Origin of the sequence: Thalassotalea euphylliae (assembly GCF_003390335.1) — a bacterium.
In the GTDB taxonomy this organism is placed as follows: domain Bacteria; phylum Pseudomonadota; class Gammaproteobacteria; order Enterobacterales; family Alteromonadaceae; genus Thalassotalea_F; species Thalassotalea_F euphylliae_B.
Window position 1 is genome coordinate 1,892,720 of sequence record NZ_QUOU01000001.1, and the last position, 22,584, is coordinate 1,915,303.

The window sequence follows — 22,584 nt, forward strand, 5'->3', positions numbered from 1 at the left end:
TTTCGGTATAAGCAAATATTAGTTATTGATTTTACATATCATTTGTATGTTGTGAGTGTTATATCGCATCTTTCAGTATCAGTGCTTGCTGATAAAGTGCGTCATCAGATTCTTTAAAATACTCAACGCGTTTGATTGCTTGTGGCAGCCCTAATTCTGCGGCACTGATCAGCCAAGCAAGTCCTAACGCTTCATCTTCTTCGACACCTTCGGCAAGGAAATAGGCACGGCCAAGCGCGCCTCTAGACTTAACACATCCCAGTTTAGCCGCTTCTTTGAACAAGGCAATCGCTTGCTCTGGCTCACCATTTTCACGGCTACTTACGGCCTCGTCGTACAATCTAAGTGCAAGTTCTTCATCTTGTTCATTTGGCTCATTTGAATCAATTGAAGCTGTTGGCGTTGCTGGCACGGGCGTGATCTGTTCGGTATCGGCATAGCTATTGTTGCTTGTCGTCGATTCATCGGCCGCTGCTGCCAGTGGAGTATGCGCTAATTCTTGATGGGTGTCTTCACTTGCAAATTTTACCTCAGACACTTGACTACTAAGATGACTGTCTAATTCAGAAGAGACTCCCAATGGCGCTTCGTCTATTTCGTCATCAAAGACAGCTTTGATATCAATATCGCGTTTCTTCTGCGCTAAAAAGGTTGTCATCACCGCATCGTAGCGGGCATTTAATTGATCAATTGTGTGTTGTTGCTGGGAAATTTGTTGCTTGAAGTAGCTAATATCAGCCTGTAATTGCGCTATGGTTGCTTGGCTTTGCGCTTGCTGTGCTTGATGTGCACTTTTTAGGTTAGCAAGGTGCGCTTGATGACTTTGATCGATTCGCTCTTGTTGTTTTTCGCTTTGCGCTTCAAACTTTTCCAGTACCGCATTTACCGTATTTTCGTAGTTGGCTTTCATTTTTTCAAACCAACGAAACACTTGGCTTGGCGCTTTAAAATTGTCAGATGACATAAATGATTTCGGTGTTATGTATTGATGTTATAGCTACCTTAATGATTTGTATTTTTGAAATCAATTTCCCTACTTAAAATAACGCGATTTGATCATCTATTGTGGACATCGTTATGTGCGACTCGCGCATATTAACTGCCAATAGCGCTTGGGTTTTGATGGGATAATAGCCAGGCCACCATTTGTTAAGCGTTCTTTGTTGCTAATTGGTTGCCAATTGTCTAGCAAAAATTGAGGTTAGGTGTTGGTGTCCTTGCGTGTCTGGCAACATCGCCTATAGTGTTAACGAGAAGGCGAAACCTTTACTGCTATGTCAATATCGGTTGGGTTAACAAATAGTTACAGATAGGGCTTCGTTCTTGGTTTAGCTTTATTAATGCGTGTTCTAGCTGAGAAATTTTTAGTAGCTGATGAATTGTTGGTCAGACGAGTACTAACAATGGCTTACTTGATGCAGATTTACCTTTGTTTTTGCTGATTTATTGTTGAAAAGCATATAACATGCGCAGCGCGAATATTTGTGTTGCTTAGTGCAAACCAAGTAAACAAGGTTTATGGTCGAAAGATAAATAAACGCTAGTTGTAGTATTTACTTAATCAAGGAAACACATGTTCAAATTACCTGCTGAAATAACCATAGCCAAAGCAGAAGAATTTAAACAACTGCTAATGGACTATGCTGAGAATCATGACAGTATCGAAATTGATGATTCTGCTGTGGAAAAGATCGATACCATTGGCGTTCAGCTTATTCTATCTATGGTGACCTACTTAACTTCAATTCATAAGAGTATTGACTGGCAATGTTCAACGCCAATTATCAAAGAGGGCGTTGAGAAATTGGGCATTAAAGACTCAATTCTTTTGCAGTACGTCAATGCTTGATGCAACGATCAAATTAAAAAGGAAATAAGAACATGGCCAAAGTGCTTGTAGTTGATGATTCTAATTCAATTCGTGACATGGTGAGTTTCACGTTAAAGGCTGCGGGATACGAAACCGTGGAAGCGGCGAACGGTCAAGAAGGCTTGACCAAAGGGCAGTCGACCAACATTGATTTAGTAATTACCGACGTCAACATGCCGATTATGGATGGCATTACGCTATGCCAAGAATTACGAAAATTACCAAGCTTCAAATTTACACCGATTTTAATGTTAACAACGGAAAGCTCTGTTGATATGAAACAGCGCGGTAAAGCTGCGGGTGCAACTGGGTGGTTAGTCAAACCTTTTAATCCTGAAAAGTTGTTAGCTACGATTAAACGCGTTATTCGGTAAATTATTATGAGCTTAGATCTCTCGCAATTTATCCCAACTTTTCTTGAGGAAAGTTTTGAAGGTTTAGAGTTAATGGAATCAAGCTTGCTCAATTTAGAGCAAGGCGATGATGAAACCATCAATTCTATTTTTCGTGCCGCGCACTCTATCAAGGGAGGTGCTGGTACTTTCGGCTTTGGTCACGTAACGGATTTTACTCACTTAGTTGAAACTTTGTTGGATGAAATGCGCGATGGTCGACGGGAAATAAACAACGAAGAAGTTGAAGTACTGCTCGCATCAGTTGATTGTATGCGCTTAATGATTGAAGCCATTCAAAACGACGATGACTACGATCCGACTTCAATTGAGGAAACGTCAGAGCGACTTTCATTTTTACTCGCCAGCAGTAGCGACGGTTCTGGCCAAGGTAGTGCCTTGGATAATGAACCTATGTTACTGGGTAAAATTTGGCAAATTACTTTTATTCCAGAGCATCACTTAGTGCAAACCGGTAATGATCCTTTATTGCTATTTAATGCCTTGGAAGATTTGGGCGAGTTAATCGTACTCGCCAAAACAGAGCAACTGCCTTCGCTTACCGAAATAGATGTTGAAGAGCTATACATTCATTGGCAGCTAACGTTGATGTCGGAAGATGCGACAGAAGCTGATATCCGCGAAGTATTCGAGTGGGTAGAGGATGAATGTCAGTTGGATATTCATCTGTTATCGGATGACACACCTAGCACTCCTCCAGAGCAAGCTGACAGTCCTGAACAGATAGAAAGCCCTGAACAAGCTAACAGTCCTGAACAACTAGACAGCCTTGAGCAAACAAACAGCCCTGAGCAAGCTGAAGCTGCAACGAATAATGAGCTAGACCAAGCAAACGCCGCTAGCGAGCAAGCTTCAGCGCCAGTAACGGCGCCAGTAACGGCGCCAACAGTTGCTCCTGCCACTGTTAACGAAAAACCAGCAAAAGCTGCTGAAAGCAAAGCTACAGCTAAACCAGCGGCGAAGGGTAAAGGTGATGCCGGCTCTATTCGCGTTGGCGTTGATAAAGTTGATAGCTTGATTAACTTGGTCGGTGAGTTAGTCATCACACAAAGTATGCTCTCGGAATTAGGCAACGACTTTGACCTTTCAAAAGTGGAAAAACTCACCGCTGGCCTTGAACAGTTATTGCAAAACACGAAAGAGCTGCAAGAAAGTGTGATGCGCATTCGTATGCTGCCAATTAGTTTTGCATTTAACCGCTTCCCGCGTTTAATTCACGATTTAGCGAAAAAAACCGGCAAGGATATTGAGCTCATCATCAACGGGGAAAACACTGAACTAGACAAAACGGTGATGGAGCAAATTGGCGATCCACTTGTTCATTTAGTTCGCAATGCGGTTGACCATGGTATTGAACCCGCAGAGAAGCGTTTAGCGGCGGGAAAATCTGAGCAAGGTACGATTTGGTTAGATGCCTACCATCAAGGTGGCAGTATCGTTATCGAAATCAAAGATAACGGCGGTGGCATTAACCGCGAAGCCGTATTTAACAAAGCGCTTGAAAAAGGTTTGATTGACGCGAATGCATCGCTGAGCGATCAACAAGTTTTCGACCTTATTTTCGAGCCGGGCTTCTCAACAGCGAAAGCGGTTAGCGATATTTCAGGACGCGGCGTGGGTATGGATGTTGTTAAGAAGAACATTCAAGCGCTCGGTGGCCGTATACAAGTGGACTCGGTGCCTGGTGAAGGCAGTACATTCAAAGTGTATTTACCGCTGACACTGGCGATATTAGACGGGCAATTAGTCAAAGTGGGCGATGAGGTTTTTGTCATCCCATTGATCACCATTGTCGAATCGCTGCAAATAAAGCAGGAACAAATTAATCGCGTCTCGGGTGATATGGTGCTTTATCGCTTACGTGAGGACAATGTTCCTGTGATTCCTATTTTTGAACTATTTAACTTACCAGCAGCACATCAAGCAGTTGAGAATGCATTGATGGTTGTGGTTGAGGCAGATGGCCAGAAAGTAGGGTTAATGGTCGATGATTTACTTGCTCAACAGCAAGTGGTGATTAAAAGCTTAAAAGACAACTACCAAGACGTTTCAGGTATCTCTGGTGCGACGATATTAGGTGACGGCTCAGTTGCCATGATTCTGGACATCCCGGGCATCATCACCATGGCGCAAAAAATTGCCGCAGACAAACAAGCTGAGCGTATCGCACGTTATTCTCAAGGGCTTGAAGGAGCAATCAGTTAATGGATATTCAAGCTCTTGCTAAAGATATTCCTGTTGAAGGCGAATACTCGCTTGAGGGTATAGACTTTATTACCAGTGGCGAACAATACTTAACCTTCCAATTAGCGCAAGAAGAGTATGCCGTTGACATACTTTGCGTTGAAGAAATCAGAAGCTGGGAAAAACCAACGCGTATTCCAAATTCACCTGACTACGTGAAAGGTGTGATCAATATGCGCGGCGTGATTGTGCCGATCATTGATTTGCGCCTGAAATTTGGCATTGGTCGCCCTGTCTATACCGAAACCACGGTTGTTATTGTACTGAGCTACGAATCAGCTGAACACAGCCGAACCATCGGCTTTGTGGTTGATGCTGTTTCAGATGTGTTAAACGCGGAAGAAAATGAAATTAAAGCAGCGCCGACACTCGGCGGCGTTATTCCACATCACTATGTTGATGGTTTAGTCAATGTTGGTGAGGGGGTAATTACACTGCTATCAGTTGCTGAATTACAACGTATCGAAGCGCATCGCATTGGTTAAATGTTATGAAATCAAGAAAATTGGCAAGAAAAAGTTGGTAATAAGTTAATGGAACAAGAATATTTAACTTTTGTGCTCAGTGGCGAAGAGTTTGGTGTCGATATCCTTTGCGTGCAGGAAATCAGAGTATTATCAACGGTCACTGAATTACCTGATAAACCAGATTACCTCAAGGGGGTCATTAATCTGCGCGGTGTCATCATCCCGATTGTTGATTTGCGGCAACGCTTTGGTTTGGAGCCTTTGGACTACGACGATAAAACGGTGACGATTATTTTGCGCAGTCGTGATCCGGCCAAGCCGATGGTCGTCGGCATTATTGTTGATGCCGTCTCAGAAGTGTACAAATTTGATTTGGCCAATGTGCGCAAACCCCCAGCACTCGGCAATAAGCTCGATAATAGCTTTTTAAAAGGGCTAGCCGCAATTGAGGAAAAGCTCATTATCTTGTTAGATACGGCAACGTTACTCAACGAAGACGAGCTATTCAGTGTCGACGGGCAGGATGCTCCGACAAAAGCACTCACATAGTAAAACGTTCATAAGCCTTCAAACAACGTGAAGGCGTCGTTATTAACATCTTGATATCGGGACAACTTGCATTATGAGTTGTCAGTAAATTCGGTGTAACTTGGGCAAAGCGATGACACCAAAGCAGATAGCAAGCGTTCAAGAAAGTTGGGCAAAAGCAAGGCCAAAAGCCGACACGGTTGGCCTTGAGACTTTTGCGACGCTTTTGGCAGAAAATTCTAATCTCAAAAAGTTGGTACCACTTTGTAAAGGTGCCGAAGGTAAAACCTTAATTACTCATTTTGATCGGCTGATCATTGAGTTAGCGGTACCAGAGGCTGCAGCCTCGTATATCGCCGCCTTGATGAACAGTGAGCGTCAACCACTCTACCACCTAGATGATGAAGAGGATTATCAGCAACTGTCTCAGCTGGTATTAACCAGCATTGAAGCGTGTTTGGCAAAGTCATTTACTGTGGCGGCAAAACGCGCTTGGCAAGCGGTTGCAAAGTCTTTAGTAACGTTATTAGTGGCAAATCGCCAAAGCCAACACAAAAAGGCGAATAGCAGTGTTAACTCTGATTTATCGGGAAATAACGCGGCGACAAAAATTACTGGGCAAAACAAAAACGGGCAAAAAGAGGCATCTATGGATAAGCCAATCAAACAAAGCAACGATTTAGCTGTGCGTTTGCAGGGGGCATTAGATCAGTCTTCAACGGCATTTATGATGATTGATCGCGACTTTGTTGTAACTTATGTTAACGAAGCAACAATGTTGTTATTACAAAAACACGAGCAAGTATTTCAGCGGAAATGGCCGGAATTTGTTGCGGAAAAAACACAGATTGTCGGTAGCTGCATTGATATATTTCATGTTGATCCAGCGCATCAAAGAGCGTTGTTGTCTGATCCCAACAATCTGCCATGGAAAACCGATATTCACATTGAGCACTTGACCATAGAGCTGAATGTCACTGCCATCAATGACGCAAGCGGCGAGTACATAGGTAACTCACTAGAGTGGCAAGATGTGACTGATGCCCGTGCACAAGAAAACAAAGCCGTGCAATTGCAGGGCGCGGTTGACCAATCTAGTACGCCAAGTATGTTTATTGATCGCGACTTCAACATTACCTATGCCAACCGAGCAACGTTAGACCTGCTCAAGCGTCATGAGGCAACATTTGCCAAAAAATGGCCGGGCTTTAGCGCTGACGAGTCGGCATTAATTGGTGCGTGTATTGATGGCTTTCACGTCAACCCTGAACATCAGCGTCAATTGCTGCAAGACCCGTCGAATTTGCCATGGAAAACAGATATTCACATCGAGCACTTAACCTTTGAATTGAATGTCACTGCGATCAATGATGCAAGCGGAAACTACATTGGCAATGCACTTGAATGGCATGACGTGACTCAAGCCCGCGATAAGGCGCTTGAAGTCGGTCGCTTGAGCTCCGCGGTAGAGGGGATGACGACTAATCTAATGATGGCGGATTTAGAAGGCAATATCGTTTATGCTAACCCGTCTGTGATCAAAATGCTGGCTCGCCGTGAGCAAGAGCTACGACAAGTGTTTCCATCATTTAGTATCGACAATATTGTCGGCACTAATTTCGATATTTTTCACAAAAACCCAGCTCACCAACAGAACTTGTTAGGCAACGTGGCAAACATGCCATACACCACGGAAATCTCAGTTGCAGGGTTAGTGTTTGAGCTAATTGCCATTGCGTTAAAAGACGAGCATGGTAACCACGTGGGCAATGCGGTGCAGTGGCTCGATTTAACCGAGCAAAAAGATGCACAAGGGCAAGTTGAAGGGTTAATTAATGCGGCAATTCAAGGGCGACTTGAAACGCGCATTGAAACTGGCAACTACCAAGGGTTTATGCGCAATTTGGGCGATAGCATTAACGGCTTAATGGATACCATTATTGAGCCTATCAAGGAAGCGATTAACGTTGCCGAAGCACTCGCACGAGGTAATTTAACCAAATCGATGAACGGTGATTACGATGGCGAATTTCTCGCGTTAGCCAATGCCATGAATGAATCGATTGGTAATTTATCTGGCATGGTTAAAGAAATTCACCTAGCCTCGACGACAGTATTCGATTCGGCGAGAGAACTTGCGACAGGCAATAATGAGCTTAGCCATCGCACGGAGTCTCAAGCATCAAGCTTGGAAGAAACGGCGTCAGCGATGGAGCAGTTAACCAGTACGGTTCAGCAAAATGCCGACAATGCCACCAATGCAAGTAAGCTCTCGGCGTCGGTTGTCGATAAAGCGAAAAGCGGTGGCGAAGTGGTCAGTAATGCCATTACAGCGATGAGCGATATCAATAAATCCAGCAAAAAGATTGCCGATATTATTGGCGTAATTGATGAAATAGCGTTTCAAACGAACTTACTCGCGCTTAATGCTGCGGTTGAGGCAGCTCGCGCTGGAGAACAAGGCCGCGGCTTTGCCGTTGTCGCTGCTGAGGTGAGAAACTTGGCACAACGTTCAGCGGGCGCAGCCAAAGAAATCAAAGGGTTGATTAACGACAGTGTCGATGCGGTTGGATTAGGCACTAAGCTTGTTGACGAAACCGGGCAAACCTTTGAGCAACTGATTAAGGCGATTGAAGAAGTCGGTGCTATGCTGAGCGATATTGATAATGCAGGCAAAGAGCAATCGGCAGGCATTAGTGAAGTTAGTGCTGCTGTTAGTCAGATGGATGAAATGACCCAGCAAAATGCGGCGTTAGTGGAAGAAGCTGCCGCTTCAAGTAAGTCAATGGAAGAACAATCACAAATGCTGCTTGAGCAGGTTGCATTTTTCGATGATGGCCAAGCGCAGCAAACCATGCCAGCTGTGGCGCCCAGTAGCGCAGGATTTGCTACACGCACACCAAGAGCCGTCGTGCCGAAACCACGCAATCAAGCTCGGCCAAGAACACTTGCCGATGATGAATGGGAAGAGTTTTAGGGCGCGCGCATGAGTGAGGTACGGGAAGCTGCTTACCAGCTAAGCAGCAAAAATTTTAAGTTTATTTGTGAGTATGTTTATAACGCCGCGGGAATCGTGCTCGGTGAAGCTAAGCGAGAAATGGTTTATCGGCGCTTAACGCGAGTTATTCGTGAGCGCAAGCTAGCGGACTTTGATGCTTATTGCGACCTATTAAGATCGCAGCCAGAGCAGGAGAAAACCTACTTTATCAATGCAATCACCACCAACTTGACCAGCTTTTACCGAGAGCAACATCATTTTGACTATTTAACGGAGCATGAATTTCCCAAGCTGCTTGATGAGCGCCGTGATACTAAACGTATAAGGTTGTGGTCGAGCGCGAGTTCAACTGGAGAAGAGCCCTACAGTCTGGCGATTACAACGCATCAGAGCTTTTCACATGTGTTAAACCGTTGGGATGTCAAGATTCTTGCGACAGATATCGACAGCAATGTGCTCGCGACAGCAGATCAAGGGGTGTATACCACTAACCGCATTGAGGGGCTGACTCAGTCGATTCAGCAGCGATATTTTAAAAAAGGCACGGGGGCAAACGCGAGTAAAGTCAAAGTCACTGACGACATTCGTTCGCTCGTCACGTTTAAGCAGCTTAATTTGTTACACGAGTGGCCGATGAGTGGGCCGTTTGACGTTATTTTCTGTCGTAACGTGATTATTTACTTTGATAAGGCAACGCAGCAAGATTTGTTTGCCCGCTATTACGATATGCTCGCCCCAGGTGGCTTATTGATGCTTGGTCACAGCGAAAACCTTGGTGAGTACCAGCGTTATTTTGAAAATGTTGGGCGCACAATTTTTAGAAAGCCAGTATAGCTTGGCGATTAGTGTATAGAGAGTTAATAAAACAGGAATGGTAACTAGGCAGGAACAAATTGCAGTAAAGTCAGCCTTAGCGCGCTGTGCACCTGACTTTAAGCATGTTAACCACTATTGGGATAAGCAACGCGACACGGTTGTCGCGAAGATTTTACCGGGCGAGTTTTATATGACATCCGATCCGATCCTCATTTCAACAACACTTGGGTCATGTATTTCGGCTTGCATTTGGGATGAGCGCACGAAAGTGGGGGGCATGAATCATTTTATGCTGCCTGCAACAGACAAAAATGCGCATGAAGTGGATTGGGGACAGCGCGGACTAGCATCAGATGCAACTCGCTATGGCAACTTTGCGATGGAGCATTTAATCAATACTTTGCTCAAGCATGGCGCCCAACGTCGCAACTTACGCGCCAAAGTATTTGGCGGCGGTAAAGTACTGAAAAAGATGTCAGATATAGGAGAGCGTAACACGGCATTTGTCTTCAACTATTTGAGTATTGAGCGCATTGAGGTGGTTAAACACGATGTCGGTTCGATTTACCCAAGGAAAGTCATTTTTGATCCGATAACAGGGCGTGCATTTGTCAAGCTCTTGGATAATTTACACAATGATACGATTGCGCAACGCGAGCGCGACTACCGCACTCGCATTGACCATGAATCAGTTGAAGGTGATGTTGAGTTGTTTTAACAATGAATATAACGAATATGAAGAAAATTAAGGTACTAATCGTCGACGATTCTTCGGTGATCCGCAGCATTTTAACGGAGATCATTAGCTCAGATCCGGCTTTAGAGGTTGTGGGTGAAGCCAAAGACCCATACGTGGCGCGCGAGCAGATTAAAAAACTCAACCCTGATGTGATTACGCTTGATGTCGAGATGCCTAAGATGGACGGCATCACTTTTTTGAGTAATTTAATGCGTTTGCGACCGATGCCCGTCATTATGTTATCGACCTTGACCACAAAAGGTGCAGACATCACCTTGGAAGCTCTTGAACTGGGCGCGATAGACTTTATCGCGAAACCTAGTTTTGAGGTGTTATTGGCCAATCGTTACGCATTTAAAGATGCGCTCTTAGATAAGCTTAAATCAGCGGTTACAGTTGATCAGAAAAGCTATCAATTGTCTTCTGCGATCAGCTCAGCTAAACAAACCAAACAAGCAGAGCAATCAACCTTGGCCTTTGCCGGTTGTAAGCGTGCGAATCATTTGGTGGCAATCGGTTCCTCTACTGGCGGGACTGACGCGTTGCGCCAAGTTATTACGCAACTACCCGTCAATTGTCCTCCAGTCGTTATTGCCCAGCATATTCCGGTAAAATTCAGTGAACGTTTTGCGACTCGACTTAATAGTCATGTTGCTGTGACAGTGCAAGAAGCGCGACACGGACAAAAACTGAAAGAAGGTAATGTCTATATCGCGCCAGGTGATCAGCATTTGCAAGTGGTATTGAAAAACGGCTCGCTATTCTCGGTACTCGAAGATTCCGAGCCAGTGAATCGGCATAAACCATCAGTTGATGTCTTGTTTGATTCACTTATGCCTATTGCCAGCAACACCCAAGCGCTATTGTTAACTGGTATGGGGCAAGACGGCGCGGCAGGTATGGCGAAGTTGAAAAAACACGGTGCGCGCACCTTGATTCAGAATAAAGCGTCGAGTTTAATTTGGGGAATGCCAGGAGCTGCCCATGCACTTAATGCCCATACGAGTGAGCATTCATTAACTGATATTGCGCAAGAGCTATTAGCTTATGCGGCGTTATCCCGTGAGCAGATGAAAGAGGTTATTAATGGTTAACAACTCCAAGTTACAATTGCATACCTTAATGGCGATAGGTGTGCTCGCGATAATTAACCAACTGATGTTTGCTGTTACTTGGCTAACAACTTTGTGCTTATTCGTTGTGTTGGTCATTGCTGGCGTAATGGTTTACACATTTAACCGCCAGGGCCTTTTTACCACGGCTCAACCCTCGTCAAGTCGTGAAGCTAAGAACTCCGTAAATGGCTCAGCTAGCGCTGCTCAGGGCATTTCTCAGAGTATTTCTCAGAGCGGCGACCAGCGTAAAACTGAGCATGGTGATGATTCCGTGCTGCGCGCTAGCTTGACGGAAATGTCAGCCTTGATTGCCCATGAAGTCAGCGTGATTGAACAAGAGCATCAGCGGGTAACGGGGTTAGTCAGAGATGCCATTGGTGGTATTTCATATAGCTTTAAGAGCTTACAGGCATTAAGCCAAGAGCAGCAGCAAATGATTAGCGAAGTCATTGATACTAACCAGAATATCGGCGACGAAGGAAAAACAACGCTAGCTTCTTTTGTTTCCGATTCCAACAAGACGCTAGAAGATTTCGTTGGCGTCATTATCAATACCAGTAAGCAAAGTTTAGAAACCATGTCTTACACCGACGAAATGGTCAAGCAAATTGGCGGTATTTTTAGCTTGCTGGAACAAGTCGAAAACCTGGCCAGCCAAACCAATTTACTTGCGCTTAATGCGGCTATTGAAGCGGCGCGTGCCGGTGATGCCGGCCGAGGTTTTGCCGTTGTTGCCAATGAAGTTCGCGCACTTTCTGAAAACTCAACTGATCTTAACAATGATATTCGCACAGAAATATCGCTCGCACAGCAAACCATTGAAAAATTGCGGGGCTCGGTAGAAGTGATGGCGTCTGCTGATATGACCTCTACATTGCGCGCCAAAGACAACGTCAGTGTCATGATGAAGCACGTTGGCGACGTTAACGACAAAACACAAACCATCGTAGAGCGCCTTGCGGCAATTTCAGGTCAAATAGATGAAACCGCAGTAACTGGCGTTCGCTCGTTGCAATTTGAAGATTTAACCTATCAAACGTTAGATTCTTTAACGTTAAATTTGAATAATTTAGCTAAGCTTAACCAAGCGCTGGCAAAAATTTCTTCAGTGGATGATATCGAGCAACCACTGCGAGAACTACAGCAGCTATGCGCAGAGGGCTTAGCCAGTAGCCAGCAGGCAAACCAAGCAAGAACAGTATCACAGTCTTCCATGGATGAAGGCGATGTTGAATTATTTTAATGAGGAGAGTAGTAAATGTCAGTGAAGAAACACGTAAGTGCGAACTCTAAAGAGATCACCATTAGTATTGATGACAGGTTTGATTTCTCGTTACACCAACTGTTTCGCGACAGCTATATCGGCGAAGTCACCGAAGGTGCCGTTTTTACCCTAGATTTGTCGAGAACGTCTTATATGGACAGTTCGGCACTGGGCATGATTTTATTGTTGAAAGACCATGCCGAAAAATTATCTGGCAAAGTGATTATTAAGCAGCCAAACGAATCGGTGGCAAAAATTCTAGAAATTGCACAATTCCATCGTTTACTTACCATAGAGAATTAGTTTTATGTCAGTCCCGCAAGAGCGTCATTACAAGCTTGCACTCGTCGTTGATGACTCTGTAATGCAGTGCAAAGTGCTCAGTGTTCTGTTGAAAGAAGAGGGGTATCGGGTTTTCACCGCCAATGATGGAGCGCGCGGGGTTGATATGTACAACAAGTATCAGCCTGATTTGGTACTCATGGACATCAATATGCCGATCATGAATGGTTATGAAGCGGCAAGGCAAATCAAGTCACTTTCAAAAAACACTTTGGCACCACTGATTTTCATCACCAGCATGGACACAGATCAGGCGTTTATCGAAAGTATTGAAGCGGGTGGCGATGGTATTTTGGTTCGCCCGTTTTCACCTGAAGTTTTTAAGGCAAAAATCAAGTCAATTCAGCGTATTAGCGATCTTTATGCGCAAGTCAAATCACTACAACAAGCCCAGCAACAAGATGCAGAGCTTGCCGAGCAGTTGATGTCTGGGGTGATTGAGTCACGAAATTTCGCACTCGATCGCATTGAGATTGTAAAAAAACCAGCCGAACTCTTTAGTGGCGATATTCAACTGACTGCTCAATGCCCCAATGGCGATGTCAATGTCTTGCTCGGTGATTTTACCGGCCATGGTTTGCGCTCCTCCATTGGGGCTATCCCGCTTGCAGAAACATTTAGAGTGATGACAAAAAAAGGTTTTAGCCTGTTTGAAATCATCGTTCAAATCAATAACCAATTGTACGATTTGCTGCCATCTGATTTATTCTTGGCCGCCAGTTTTGTGAGTATCTCAAGCATAGATGCCACCGCGTATGTCTTTAATGCAGGTCTTCCCGATACTTATGTATACGATGAGCAAGGCAATATTAAACACAAAATAGTGTCAACACATCCGCCACTAGGGGTCATTCAGTCATTGCTGCCAGGCAGTAAACTTGACGTGGTCACGGTTGCGCCCACAGACAGTGTGGTGCTGCTCAGTGATGGTATTATTGAAGCAGGTAACCCACAAGGTGAAATGTATGGTATCGAACGATTTGAACAAGCCGCACAGCGCGGCGTTGCAAAGAATCGTATCGCCGATACCGTCATTAGTGACGTGAGTGATTTTTGTCAGGGAGCTTTGCAAGAAGATGATATCTCACTGATCAGCGTTCCTTGTGATCAATGGATAAAAACAGTTGCGCTGAGCCCAGCAGCCACACCTAAAAACGCACCGTTTGGTAGCTTCGTTGACGTTCCTGAGTGCGGCGCTTTGTGGCAATGGGATATTATTCTTTCCGGCGAAACTTTAGCCAAAGTTAACCCTGTTCCAATCGCCATGAGCTTTATCCAAGAAGTCGAGGGCGGCGGTGAGCAGTGGCAAAACCTCTTTACTATTTTAACTGAGCTTTTCGTCAACGCGCTCGACCACGGTGTCTTAGGGTTAGATTCTGCGCTAAAACAAGAAGCTGAGGGGTTTGCTTTGTATTTCCATGAAAGGGAGAAAAAGCTCAAAGCACTGACCTGCGGCAAGGTCGAAATATCGCTGCGTTATTACCAGTTAAGTCAATGCGGTCGTATGGATATTTCCATTAAAGATAGTGGTCAAGGCTTTGACTACCAGTCATATGTGGAAAAGAGCTCAGCACAGCAACTTGAAAACGCACTCAGTGGCAGAGGCATTTTATTAGTGCGTCAATTGTGTGAACAGCTGAGTTATCGCGATGGGGGAAGTGCGGTAACGGCGAGTTACCTTATTGCTTAACCATTAACACCCGTAACCAACAACAAGTATTTTTACAGGCGAGCTTGTGAGGCTGAAACCCACGATGTTTTAGTTTGACCAGCGCAAAGAGCAAGTGCAAATGGTGTAATGAAGGTTCAAAACACCACTCTATGGACAGCAGCGTTAGCACTTGCCGAAAACTAAGGACTTTCTACATGACTGAATTAAAAAAATCGGTATTGATCATTGATGATGATGATCAATACCTAGAGTTACTGACTGAGTGCCTTGAAACGGTATTTACCGTTGAAGTGGCGACTTCCACTGCGCTTGGTGAAGCTAAAATTGCCGAGCATGGTAAATTTGATATTGCATTGGTTGATGAATACATCGGCCAAGAAGTTGGCTCTAATTGGATAAAACAGTGTGTAGACCAACAAATTGGCGCGCACTCCTTTGTGCTCTATTCGGGGTTGGCGACCGAGGAAGCAATTTTAAAAGGGTTGGAGTGTGGCGCTGACGATTTTCTTGCTAAGCCTATCTCGCTGTTAACTCTGACCCAAAAATTAGAAAAGTTAATTCATTATCAAGACAAAATACACGACTTTGAAAGTGAATTAATGTCGAAAGATCGCGTGATCAATATCTCGATGGCGCAGGCTTCAAAATATGGTGCCTGTATGCAGCTGACTTCCCGCCTTAACCAGTGCTTTAGTCTTGAAGAAATTCGCGATCAGGTTTTTTCCTTTTTCTACAGCATGAATTTACATGGCTGTATTGCCTTTTACCCATTGCATGGCAAACCGCTTTTTTACAGTTCGAAAAATGGCTTGTGCTCGCCAGTGGAAATAGGCGTGATGGAGTTGCTCAAGGTTAAGCCTCGTCTTTATCGCTTTGGTACGCGCACTATCTTTAATCATCCTTTAGTATCCATTCTGGTGCTAAATCTCGAAGAAGGGGCTATTGATACTGATATTTATATTGATGCACTGGCTTCTGTTATTGAGTGTATTGGCGCGCGTATGGCGTTTATCACTTACAAAAATTCGCTGGTAGATGTGCAAGAGCAAATTCAGCAGGCTGTTGAAAAAACCAAGAAGATGATTGAAATTTCTAAACATCACCAACAAGAGGTGATGAATGAAATTGTACAAAGTATGGGAATGAGCTTTCATGTTTTGGACATGAGTGAAGAGCAAGAAAGCTACTTAACAGATCTAGTGCACAACGCCCTGAAAAAACACACTCAAGATGACGTCAACTTTCTCGAAGTGTCTCAGTTGCTTGATCAAGCGCTCAACAGTGTCGATAGCCTAAAATCTTTGAATCAAGCGCAAGCAGCGCCAGTTGCTGATTTTGATGAAGAAGATGAGCTATTTTGATGGCAAATACGATTGCGTTGGCTGAGCTGCCAATTGCTGTTGTCGAAATTGACGATGAGCAAGAAATTAGCCAGGTTAATCCGGCCATGGCGATGCTGTCGGGTTACCAACCGGAACAGTTGACAGGTAAGCCTTTGTCTTATCTGTTAATAGGCTATGAGTTAACACATGAACTCACGAATGAATTAACGAGTGATGAAGACTCAGCGCTAACAGATAGCGCGATACACTTGTTAAAAACAGCCACAGCTAGCTTAGTGCATGTTGGCGTGAAGACTCTTCAACAAGATGATAAACAATGGGTTTTCGTCACTGCTGTGCAAGAGTTGCCCAAAGAGCAAAGTGAGCCGTTAAAAGAAGACACGAGAACGGCTTTAGAGTCTTTAGATGAGACCTACTGGGAATGGGATATTGCGTCTGATCTCCTTTATTGTTCGCCGGAACTAGCGGCGCTGCTCGGTTATCAGAAAGCGCCACTATCAGCACCTAAAAGTTTTTGGCGACAGCATGTTAGTGAAGATCGGTGGCTTGAACTGCAAGAGCAAGTTAGGCAGTTGGTGTCTGGCGAAGAAAGTAGCTTTAACTCAACCTACCAAGTGACGACCAATGACAATCAGGTGTTGTGGGTAAACGCAACGGCTCGTTTGAAGCGAGGTCAAGACGGTGCACCAGAGCGCATGTATGGTGCGATACGCAATGTCACCGAAACCAAATCGCTCATTCAACAGCTGCGCAAGCAAAACAATTACTTGTCGCTGGCAGAAAAAATTAGCAACTCAGGGCATTGGCGATACAATGTCGGTAACCAAAAAATGTTTTGGTCGACAGAGTTATATCGCATTTACGGCACCCAAGCACATACCTTTAAACCAAGCCTGGAAAAAGTACTTGCGTTTCACGAAGCCAATGAACAAGAGCGTATTCAAGCGTCCTACCAGCAAAGCATTGAGTGTGCCCAAAGCTTTTATCATAAGTCGAGTATTGTGCTTGCCAATGGCAAGAAAGCGAAAATAGAAACCATTGGCGAAGTGGAAGTCGATTCAGACGGCAAGGTTATCGCTTTGTTTGGCATTAGCCGAGATATTACGCGCAGTGAAGCGGTATTTGAAAAGCTCAAATTGCTCGCCTTAGTGAACTATACCATCAAGGTACCGATCTTCTTCATTAACGAAGAGGATAATGTCGTGTATCAAGACATCTCACCGCAGCAAGGCGACAGCAATACCGCTTTGTTTGACTACGTCAACTTCAGTATTACTGAGTACTTATCGTTTAAAAAAATTGCACAGCTTGACGGCCAGCTCAAGCGCACCCACATAAGTTTTGATGACTACAACACGGTATTTGATTTATCGGTAACGTATGAAGCTGACGAAGGGGTCTACATTTGGATTGTCGAAAATGTTACCGACAAATTCAGGAAGGAGCAGCAACAGCTGATTAGCAACCGACTTGCGCTATTGGGCAACACGTTTGGCAACGTATCACATGATATTAATAATGTGTTAGGTGTCGCACTTGGCGCGATTGAAATGTTAGAGCTTAAATTTTCGCAAGGAGAGCAAGACATATCTCGCTATATCGATCGTGTTAAAAATGCTATCGACAAGGGGAAAAGTGTCACTGAAAGGCTGTTGGCGTTTACCAAAAAGCCGATGGTTAAAGTGGTTGAATTCGATCCGCTCAATGACATCCTCGATAACCAATATTTGTTTAGGCAAATACTGATCAATACGATTGAGTTAGAAATTAACTTACCAAAAGAAAAATGCACGATTTACTTTCCGCAAGGTGAGTTTATCAATATTTTGCTCAATTTAGTGATCAATGCGCAAGACGCCATCAAAGACCAAGGCGGTAGCGGTAAAATTCAACTCTCTGCCCATTACAATGCGAAAGGCTCATTTGAAGTTCATGTGAAAGACAGCGGTGTGGGGATATTGTCTGAAAATCTCACCAAGATCTTTGACCCATTCTATTCCAGCAAGTCGGTGAGCAAGGGACACGGTATCGGTCTGGCGAATGTGTACAGTACAATCTACAAGCACAACGCTCAAATACGGGTTTACGGAAAATCAGAACTAGGTGGCGCTCATTTTGTGCTGGAATTCACCTGTAAACGAGCCGTTGCCAACAAAACTGCGACCATTTATTATCCGCATGCCGAAAGGGGAGTTACACTCGACAACATGCAGCGTCAGCGGGTGTTAATTTTGGATGATGAGGCCAGTATTGCTGAATTTGTGGCACTGTTTTTAGAAAGTGTTGGTGCTTACACGGTGCACGTGACGTCTAAAGAAGCCTTGGTTGATGCAATCAATGAGCAAGGCCCTTTTGATGTGTTTATGACGGATATGATCTTACCTGATATGACCGGTCGTGAAGCAACTGCCATTGTGCAGCAAAGCTTTCCACAAATAACCATTGGCTCAATGAGTGGTTACATTGATAATGATGACAAAACCTGGCCTTACCCCGTGCTTCGCAAGCCTTTCAATTCAACTGAACTCGCGCAATTTTTTAGTAATTTGAACAGCGTCATGTAATATTGAGCAATAAAGCATTAAAGATGTAACGCAATGACCAACAATAATAAACAGCAATATAAGCGCTTTTCTTTTTGGACGACACTAAAGTTCAGAGTGCCTTTTGTTAGTGTTGTCATCGCAATCTTTGTCGTCTCTGTCATGAGCCTAACTTCCTACTTGGAAGGTAGCAAAATTCTCCAACAACACGCTGAACAAGACCTCGCTGAAAATGCAGAGTTTGTGTCGGCTATGGTTAAGCGCTACTTTGAGGTGAACTTCGAAGATGCCATTGCTATCACTAACGCCCACCTTGTTGAGCAGTTAGTTAACGACGAAACGGCCAAAGACTACGGCATTAGTTTGAGCAACCAGGAGCGCCAGTTCAACGCGGCTTTCGCCTCACTGATTGCCGCTAAACCTAAATTTGTTACGATTTCATTGCTCGCAGATAGCGGTAAGCTAATTGCAGCCCAGCACAGTGTTTCTGCTCCTCATCAGCAGCAAATCTTGACTATAGTTAGGACTAGGCCTGAGCAGTTTAAGCAAGTAAAAGACACCTACTTTCAACACCTTAAAATCAAAAAGCAAGCGACCACGTTAATGATAACGGTCAATCCTTTGTTCCACCGTGAAAAGCATGTTGCAAGCTTAGTGGTGGCGTTTGATTTATCGTCATTGCATGAATTATTGACGAGGTTTTACAAGGCGGGTGAAAGTATTCAAATCACTGATGGTGAGTCAACTTTAGTTTATCAAAGCAGTGGGCTTAGTATTGCAAACCGTGCTCAACAGCTTAACGAACAACTAACTTCACAAGCTACCGAAACTAGTGAAAGTGCCGAGAGTTTAGCGCAACACGTTGAAACCGACTTAGCATCTAGTACTGAACTGGACAACACAAAACAATCACTGTTTGAGCGAATCAAGCGCGCAGATCTTAGCCTCAATATTGCCAAACAATTAAATTTCATTGAGCGCGGCCAGCACGTTACGCTTAACTTACAGTTTAGCCATGATGGTCACCGTTTGTTTGCCGCGTTTACCCGCTTAGAAGAGCAGCTATTACTTTTTGGATTAGCACTGGCATTAATTGCTTTTGTGCTCTCTATTATTGGGTCTAGGCGAATGATTGCGCCATTGACTAAAATGATTAGCAGTATCAGCCACTATGAAACCAGTGGTGATACTTTACCATTGCCAACCACAAAAAAAGACGAAACTGGCCGATTAGCGCGCAGTTTTGAGCGTTTACTTAAACATGTTGAAGCGCAAAAAGCGTCTGTCAATCGCACCTTACTAGAATCGCAGGACACGTCAGCCAAACTGCAATCTATTTTAAACTCGATAGCCGATGCCGTGGTTAATTTCGACGTTGATGGCAACATCTTAGCGTTTAATCGTTCCGCTGAGCGGATGTTTGGTTATCGAGCAAAAGATATGATTGGTAACCATTTAACCTTGCTTTTGCCCCATGATACCGCCGCCCAGTTTGAGCAGATTGCTGTGGACTTTAGCGATCCTAAGTCCAGTTGCCGCTCGATAACGGGCAGAGAATTACCAGCGATGCGCAAGGATGGGGAAGTATTTCCAATGCTGCTTGTTGTTTCTGAGGTGATCACCGAGCAGGGTTTAATGTATACCGGCCTGATCCGCGATAACACTTACTACAAACTACTCGAATCAGAACGTAAATCGGCCTTGCGTGATGCCAATGAACTTGCATGGCGATTAGATTTTGCTCTATCAGCCCCGCAAATTGGTGTGTGGGAATACAACCGTGTCACCGGCCGTGTTTCTTGGGATAAGCGGATGTACAGTCTTTATGGCTATGAAAAAAGCGACGGTGTGCTACCTGAGCAGATTTGGCTAAAAGCAGTACACCCAAAAGATCGTGAAATTGTCGATCAGGCGATAGAGCGATCGATGTCGACAGGTGAAGACTTCAACCTGACGTTCAGAATTTTAATGCCGGACAATCAAGTCAACTACATTGAGGCACATGCCAAAGCGATTGTTGAGCAGCAAGGCGATATCAAGCGCCTCGTTGGTACCAATCGCAATGTCACTGAGCAACGGCTATTACATGATTTAAAACAAGAAGCACTGGATATGGCGCAGGAGTCGTTGCGCTTAAAATCAGAATTTTTAGCTAGCATGAGCCATGAAATTAGAACACCAATGAATGGTGTGATGGGCATGTTGGGCTTACTTGAACAAAGTGAATTATCGACTAAGCAACGACACTATGTACAGCTGGCTAATTCTAGTGCTTTTTCTCTGTTGAACTTGATCAACGATATTCTCGATTTTTCCAAAGTTGAAGCCGGTAAGCTCGAGCTGGAAGTTTTAGATTTTGATTTGCGTGCGCATTTGGGAGATATTGTCGAGTCGATGGCGATAAAGGCGCAAGAAAAAGGCGTAGAGCTTATTCTCGATGTCAGCCAGATAAGCTTATCTATGGTAAAGAGTGACCCGACAAGACTGAGGCAAATTATTACTAACCTCGTCGGCAATGCCATTAAGTTTACCGAGCGAGGCGAAGTTGTTATCCGCGCGAAGTTGTCACCAGTGCTCATTGATGAGCAAGAGCAGTTAAAATTTGAATGTCAGGTCATCGATACCGGAATTGGTATCGCCGAAAGTAAGCTCGGCAAGCTGTTTGACTCTTTTACACAAGTCGATGCCAGTACCACAAGACGTTATGGCGGCACTGGGTTAGGTTTGGCGATTGTGAAAAAGTTATGCCAGTTGATGACGGGGAGTGTCGCTGTTGAAAGCTCGATTAATGTCGGTAGTCAGTTTACCTTTGATTTAGTCATGCAGCGCAGTGAGCAGACACCTGTTGCCATTCCGGAGATCAGCTTTGTTGGCCATCATATACTCGTTGTTGATGTTAATAGTACCAATCGAGAAGTCCTCGCCGAACAGCTGTCGGTGTGGGGGGCTTCGGTGGTGACTGCTGACAGTGGACAAGCCGCGCTAGCGAAAATCGAGCAGCGACCCAAAGATTATTTTGAAGTGGCGATACTCGATCGCAAGTTAGATGACATTGATGGTGTCGTGCTGGGTCAGCAATTGAAAAAATCTCCACAATCGCAAAAAATTAAGTTGATCATGATGACCTCAATGAATGAGCGTGGGGATGCAAGTTATTTTGCCGAGCTTGGCTATAGTGCATATTTTCCCAAACCCGCAACGACAAGTGATCTGCGCAACGCGATGGCCGTTGTATTAAACAGTACCGAGAGCGAGCACGGTGGGTCGCCGTTATTGACTCACTACAATGTGCACCCGAGTGCAGGAGGCGATGGACAAGATAATTCGCTTAAAGGGATTCGTATTTTACTGGTGGAAGACAATCGGATTAATCAAGCGGTGGTGCAAGGCATTCTTGGGAATTGTGGCGGCCATGCCGATATTGCCAATCATGGTAGAGAGGCGTTAACGTGTTTGGTTCAGTCACCAGTTAATGCGCCATACGATATTATTTTGATGGATTGTCAAATGCCAGAAATGGATGGTTATCAAACGACCGAGGCAATTCGAGCGGGTAAGGCTGGTCATGCCTACCAAGGTATACCGATTATCGCCATGACCGCGAATGCGATGAAAGGTGATAAGGAAAAGTGCCTTGCAGCTGGTATGAACGATTATTTGTCTAAACCTATTGATGCCGACAAACTTGGTCTGAGTTTGAGTCATTGGGTGAAAAAAGCGGAATTAAGCGACGAAATCAATCAGGATGTATTGTCTGGTCAGGAGGCAACCCCCGTTAACGGGCGGGAACACGAGGATGATGTCGATGTGCTTTGGGATAAGCTGGCCTTGTTTAAACGGGTCAGGAACAATGAACAGTTAGTGCGTAACCTTGTCGAATTATACGTGAATGAGGCGCCTGAATTATTCGATAGTTTAGCCGAGGCATTGGCAAAGCTGGACAAAGATGAGGTGTTAGCGTTTGCACACAAGCTCAAAGGGTCATCAAACAATCTTGGCGGCCTCAAGCTCGGTGGTATTGCACTGCAAATTGAGCAGGCGGCAAAAGCGGGTAATCATGACGAACTGACTCGATTAACAACGCCACTTAGTGATACGTACCAAGAGTTTATGACACATTTAAGTGAGTTTTTAACGCACTCCGTTGAGGCTTAGCGCATGTCGAATATTGATGTTGATGATACTCAGTAGCAAAGCCAAAAACGCAATTTTATTCAAGTGTTTGCTAAA

16 protein-coding genes are annotated in these 22,584 nt (G+C 44.5%); 15 read left to right on the forward strand and 1 reads right to left on the reverse strand.

Going from position 1 to position 22,584, the window contains the following annotated elements; translation table 11 throughout:
• Window positions 1-58 precede the first annotated feature (58 nt).
• Window positions 59-964: a sel1 repeat family protein gene (locus tag DXX93_RS08310; protein ID WP_116007694.1), complete on the reverse strand. Its 906-nt coding sequence runs from the start codon at window positions 962-964 to the stop codon at window positions 59-61.
• 609 nt (window positions 965-1,573) lie between these two features.
• Here DXX93_RS08310 and DXX93_RS08315 point away from each other — a divergent pair.
• The 15 genes from DXX93_RS08315 (at window position 1,574) to DXX93_RS08385 (ending at window position 22,509) form a co-directional block, all read left to right on the forward strand.
• Window positions 1,574-1,849, forward strand: a complete 276-nt coding sequence (locus DXX93_RS08315; protein WP_116007695.1) for an STAS domain-containing protein — start codon at window positions 1,574-1,576, stop codon at window positions 1,847-1,849.
• A 32-nt stretch (window positions 1,850-1,881) separates the two neighbouring features.
• Complete coding sequence (locus DXX93_RS08320; RefSeq protein ID WP_116007696.1) at window positions 1,882-2,244, forward strand: response regulator; 363 nt, start codon at window positions 1,882-1,884, stop codon at window positions 2,242-2,244.
• Window positions 2,245-2,250: 6 nt separating this feature from the next.
• Entirely contained in the window at window positions 2,251-4,488 is a 2,238-nt protein-coding gene (locus DXX93_RS08325; RefSeq protein WP_116007697.1) for a chemotaxis protein CheA, read from the forward strand.
• Complete coding sequence (locus DXX93_RS08330) at window positions 4,488-5,012, forward strand: chemotaxis protein CheW (protein ID WP_116007698.1); 525 nt, start codon at window positions 4,488-4,490, stop codon at window positions 5,010-5,012. Before DXX93_RS08325 ends, DXX93_RS08330 begins: the two co-directional genes overlap by 1 nt.
• A gap of 48 nt (window positions 5,013-5,060) precedes the next feature.
• On the forward strand, window positions 5,061-5,543 hold the full coding sequence (locus DXX93_RS08335; RefSeq protein WP_116007699.1) for a chemotaxis protein CheW: 483 nt from the start codon (window positions 5,061-5,063) through the stop codon (window positions 5,541-5,543).
• A gap of 112 nt (window positions 5,544-5,655) precedes the next feature.
• Window positions 5,656-8,499, forward strand: a complete 2,844-nt coding sequence (locus tag DXX93_RS08340; RefSeq protein ID WP_116009886.1) for a methyl-accepting chemotaxis protein — start codon at window positions 5,656-5,658, stop codon at window positions 8,497-8,499.
• Window positions 8,500-8,508: 9 nt separating this feature from the next.
• The gene (locus DXX93_RS08345) at window positions 8,509-9,354 is read left to right on the forward strand and encodes a CheR family methyltransferase (RefSeq protein WP_116007700.1); all 846 of its coding nucleotides are present in this window, start codon (window positions 8,509-8,511) and stop codon (window positions 9,352-9,354) included.
• Between the two features lie 37 nt (window positions 9,355-9,391).
• On the forward strand, window positions 9,392-10,054 hold the full coding sequence (gene cheD / locus DXX93_RS08350; RefSeq protein ID WP_116007701.1) for a chemoreceptor glutamine deamidase CheD: 663 nt from the start codon (window positions 9,392-9,394) through the stop codon (window positions 10,052-10,054).
• 2 nt (window positions 10,055-10,056) lie between these two features.
• Window positions 10,057-11,169: a protein-glutamate methylesterase/protein-glutamine glutaminase gene (locus DXX93_RS08355; RefSeq protein ID WP_258872628.1), complete on the forward strand. Its 1,113-nt coding sequence runs from the start codon at window positions 10,057-10,059 to the stop codon at window positions 11,167-11,169.
• Window positions 11,162-12,433 (forward strand): methyl-accepting chemotaxis protein, encoded by a 1,272-nt coding sequence (locus tag DXX93_RS08360; protein ID WP_116007702.1) that lies wholly within the window; start codon window positions 11,162-11,164, stop codon window positions 12,431-12,433. Before DXX93_RS08355 ends, DXX93_RS08360 begins: the two co-directional genes overlap by 8 nt.
• Window positions 12,434-12,448: 15 nt before the next feature.
• Window positions 12,449-12,757, forward strand: coding sequence for an STAS domain-containing protein (locus tag DXX93_RS08365; protein ID WP_116007703.1), 309 nt, complete (start codon window positions 12,449-12,451; stop codon window positions 12,755-12,757).
• 4 nt (window positions 12,758-12,761) lie between these two features.
• A complete protein-coding gene (locus DXX93_RS08370) occupies window positions 12,762-14,486 on the forward strand; it encodes an ATP-binding SpoIIE family protein phosphatase (protein ID WP_116007704.1) in 1,725 nt (574 codons plus the stop codon).
• A gap of 176 nt (window positions 14,487-14,662) precedes the next feature.
• Window positions 14,663-15,829: a response regulator transcription factor gene (locus tag DXX93_RS08375; protein WP_181902173.1), complete on the forward strand. Its 1,167-nt coding sequence runs from the start codon at window positions 14,663-14,665 to the stop codon at window positions 15,827-15,829.
• Window positions 15,829-18,375: a hybrid sensor histidine kinase/response regulator gene (locus DXX93_RS08380; protein ID WP_116007706.1), complete on the forward strand. Its 2,547-nt coding sequence runs from the start codon at window positions 15,829-15,831 to the stop codon at window positions 18,373-18,375. The genes DXX93_RS08375 and DXX93_RS08380 overlap by 1 nt, the downstream gene beginning before the upstream one ends.
• Window positions 18,376-18,408: 33 nt before the next feature.
• Complete coding sequence (locus tag DXX93_RS08385; RefSeq protein WP_116007707.1) at window positions 18,409-22,509, forward strand: hybrid sensor histidine kinase/response regulator; 4,101 nt, start codon at window positions 18,409-18,411, stop codon at window positions 22,507-22,509.
• The last annotated feature ends 75 nt before the right edge of the window (window positions 22,510-22,584 follow it).

Coding starts and splice junctions, on each gene's coding strand:
- DXX93_RS08310 (WP_116007694.1), bottom strand. CDS start 964: ATGTCATCTGACAATTTTAAAGCGCCAAGCCAAGTGTTTCGTTGGTTT.
- DXX93_RS08315 (WP_116007695.1), top strand. CDS start 1,574: ATGTTCAAATTACCTGCTGAAATAACCATAGCCAAAGCAGAAGAATTT.
- DXX93_RS08320 (WP_116007696.1), top strand. CDS start 1,882: ATGGCCAAAGTGCTTGTAGTTGATGATTCTAATTCAATTCGTGACATG.
- DXX93_RS08325 (WP_116007697.1), top strand. CDS start 2,251: ATGAGCTTAGATCTCTCGCAATTTATCCCAACTTTTCTTGAGGAAAGT.
- DXX93_RS08330 (WP_116007698.1), top strand. CDS start 4,488: ATGGATATTCAAGCTCTTGCTAAAGATATTCCTGTTGAAGGCGAATAC.
- DXX93_RS08335 (WP_116007699.1), top strand. CDS start 5,061: ATGGAACAAGAATATTTAACTTTTGTGCTCAGTGGCGAAGAGTTTGGT.
- DXX93_RS08340 (WP_116009886.1), top strand. CDS start 5,656: ATGACACCAAAGCAGATAGCAAGCGTTCAAGAAAGTTGGGCAAAAGCA.
- DXX93_RS08345 (WP_116007700.1), top strand. CDS start 8,509: ATGAGTGAGGTACGGGAAGCTGCTTACCAGCTAAGCAGCAAAAATTTT.
- cheD (WP_116007701.1), top strand. CDS start 9,392: ATGGTAACTAGGCAGGAACAAATTGCAGTAAAGTCAGCCTTAGCGCGC.
- DXX93_RS08355 (WP_258872628.1), top strand. CDS start 10,057: ATGAATATAACGAATATGAAGAAAATTAAGGTACTAATCGTCGACGAT.
- DXX93_RS08360 (WP_116007702.1), top strand. CDS start 11,162: ATGGTTAACAACTCCAAGTTACAATTGCATACCTTAATGGCGATAGGT.
- DXX93_RS08365 (WP_116007703.1), top strand. CDS start 12,449: ATGTCAGTGAAGAAACACGTAAGTGCGAACTCTAAAGAGATCACCATT.
- DXX93_RS08370 (WP_116007704.1), top strand. CDS start 12,762: ATGTCAGTCCCGCAAGAGCGTCATTACAAGCTTGCACTCGTCGTTGAT.
- DXX93_RS08375 (WP_181902173.1), top strand. CDS start 14,663: ATGACTGAATTAAAAAAATCGGTATTGATCATTGATGATGATGATCAA.
- DXX93_RS08380 (WP_116007706.1), top strand. CDS start 15,829: ATGGCAAATACGATTGCGTTGGCTGAGCTGCCAATTGCTGTTGTCGAA.
- DXX93_RS08385 (WP_116007707.1), top strand. CDS start 18,409: ATGACCAACAATAATAAACAGCAATATAAGCGCTTTTCTTTTTGGACG.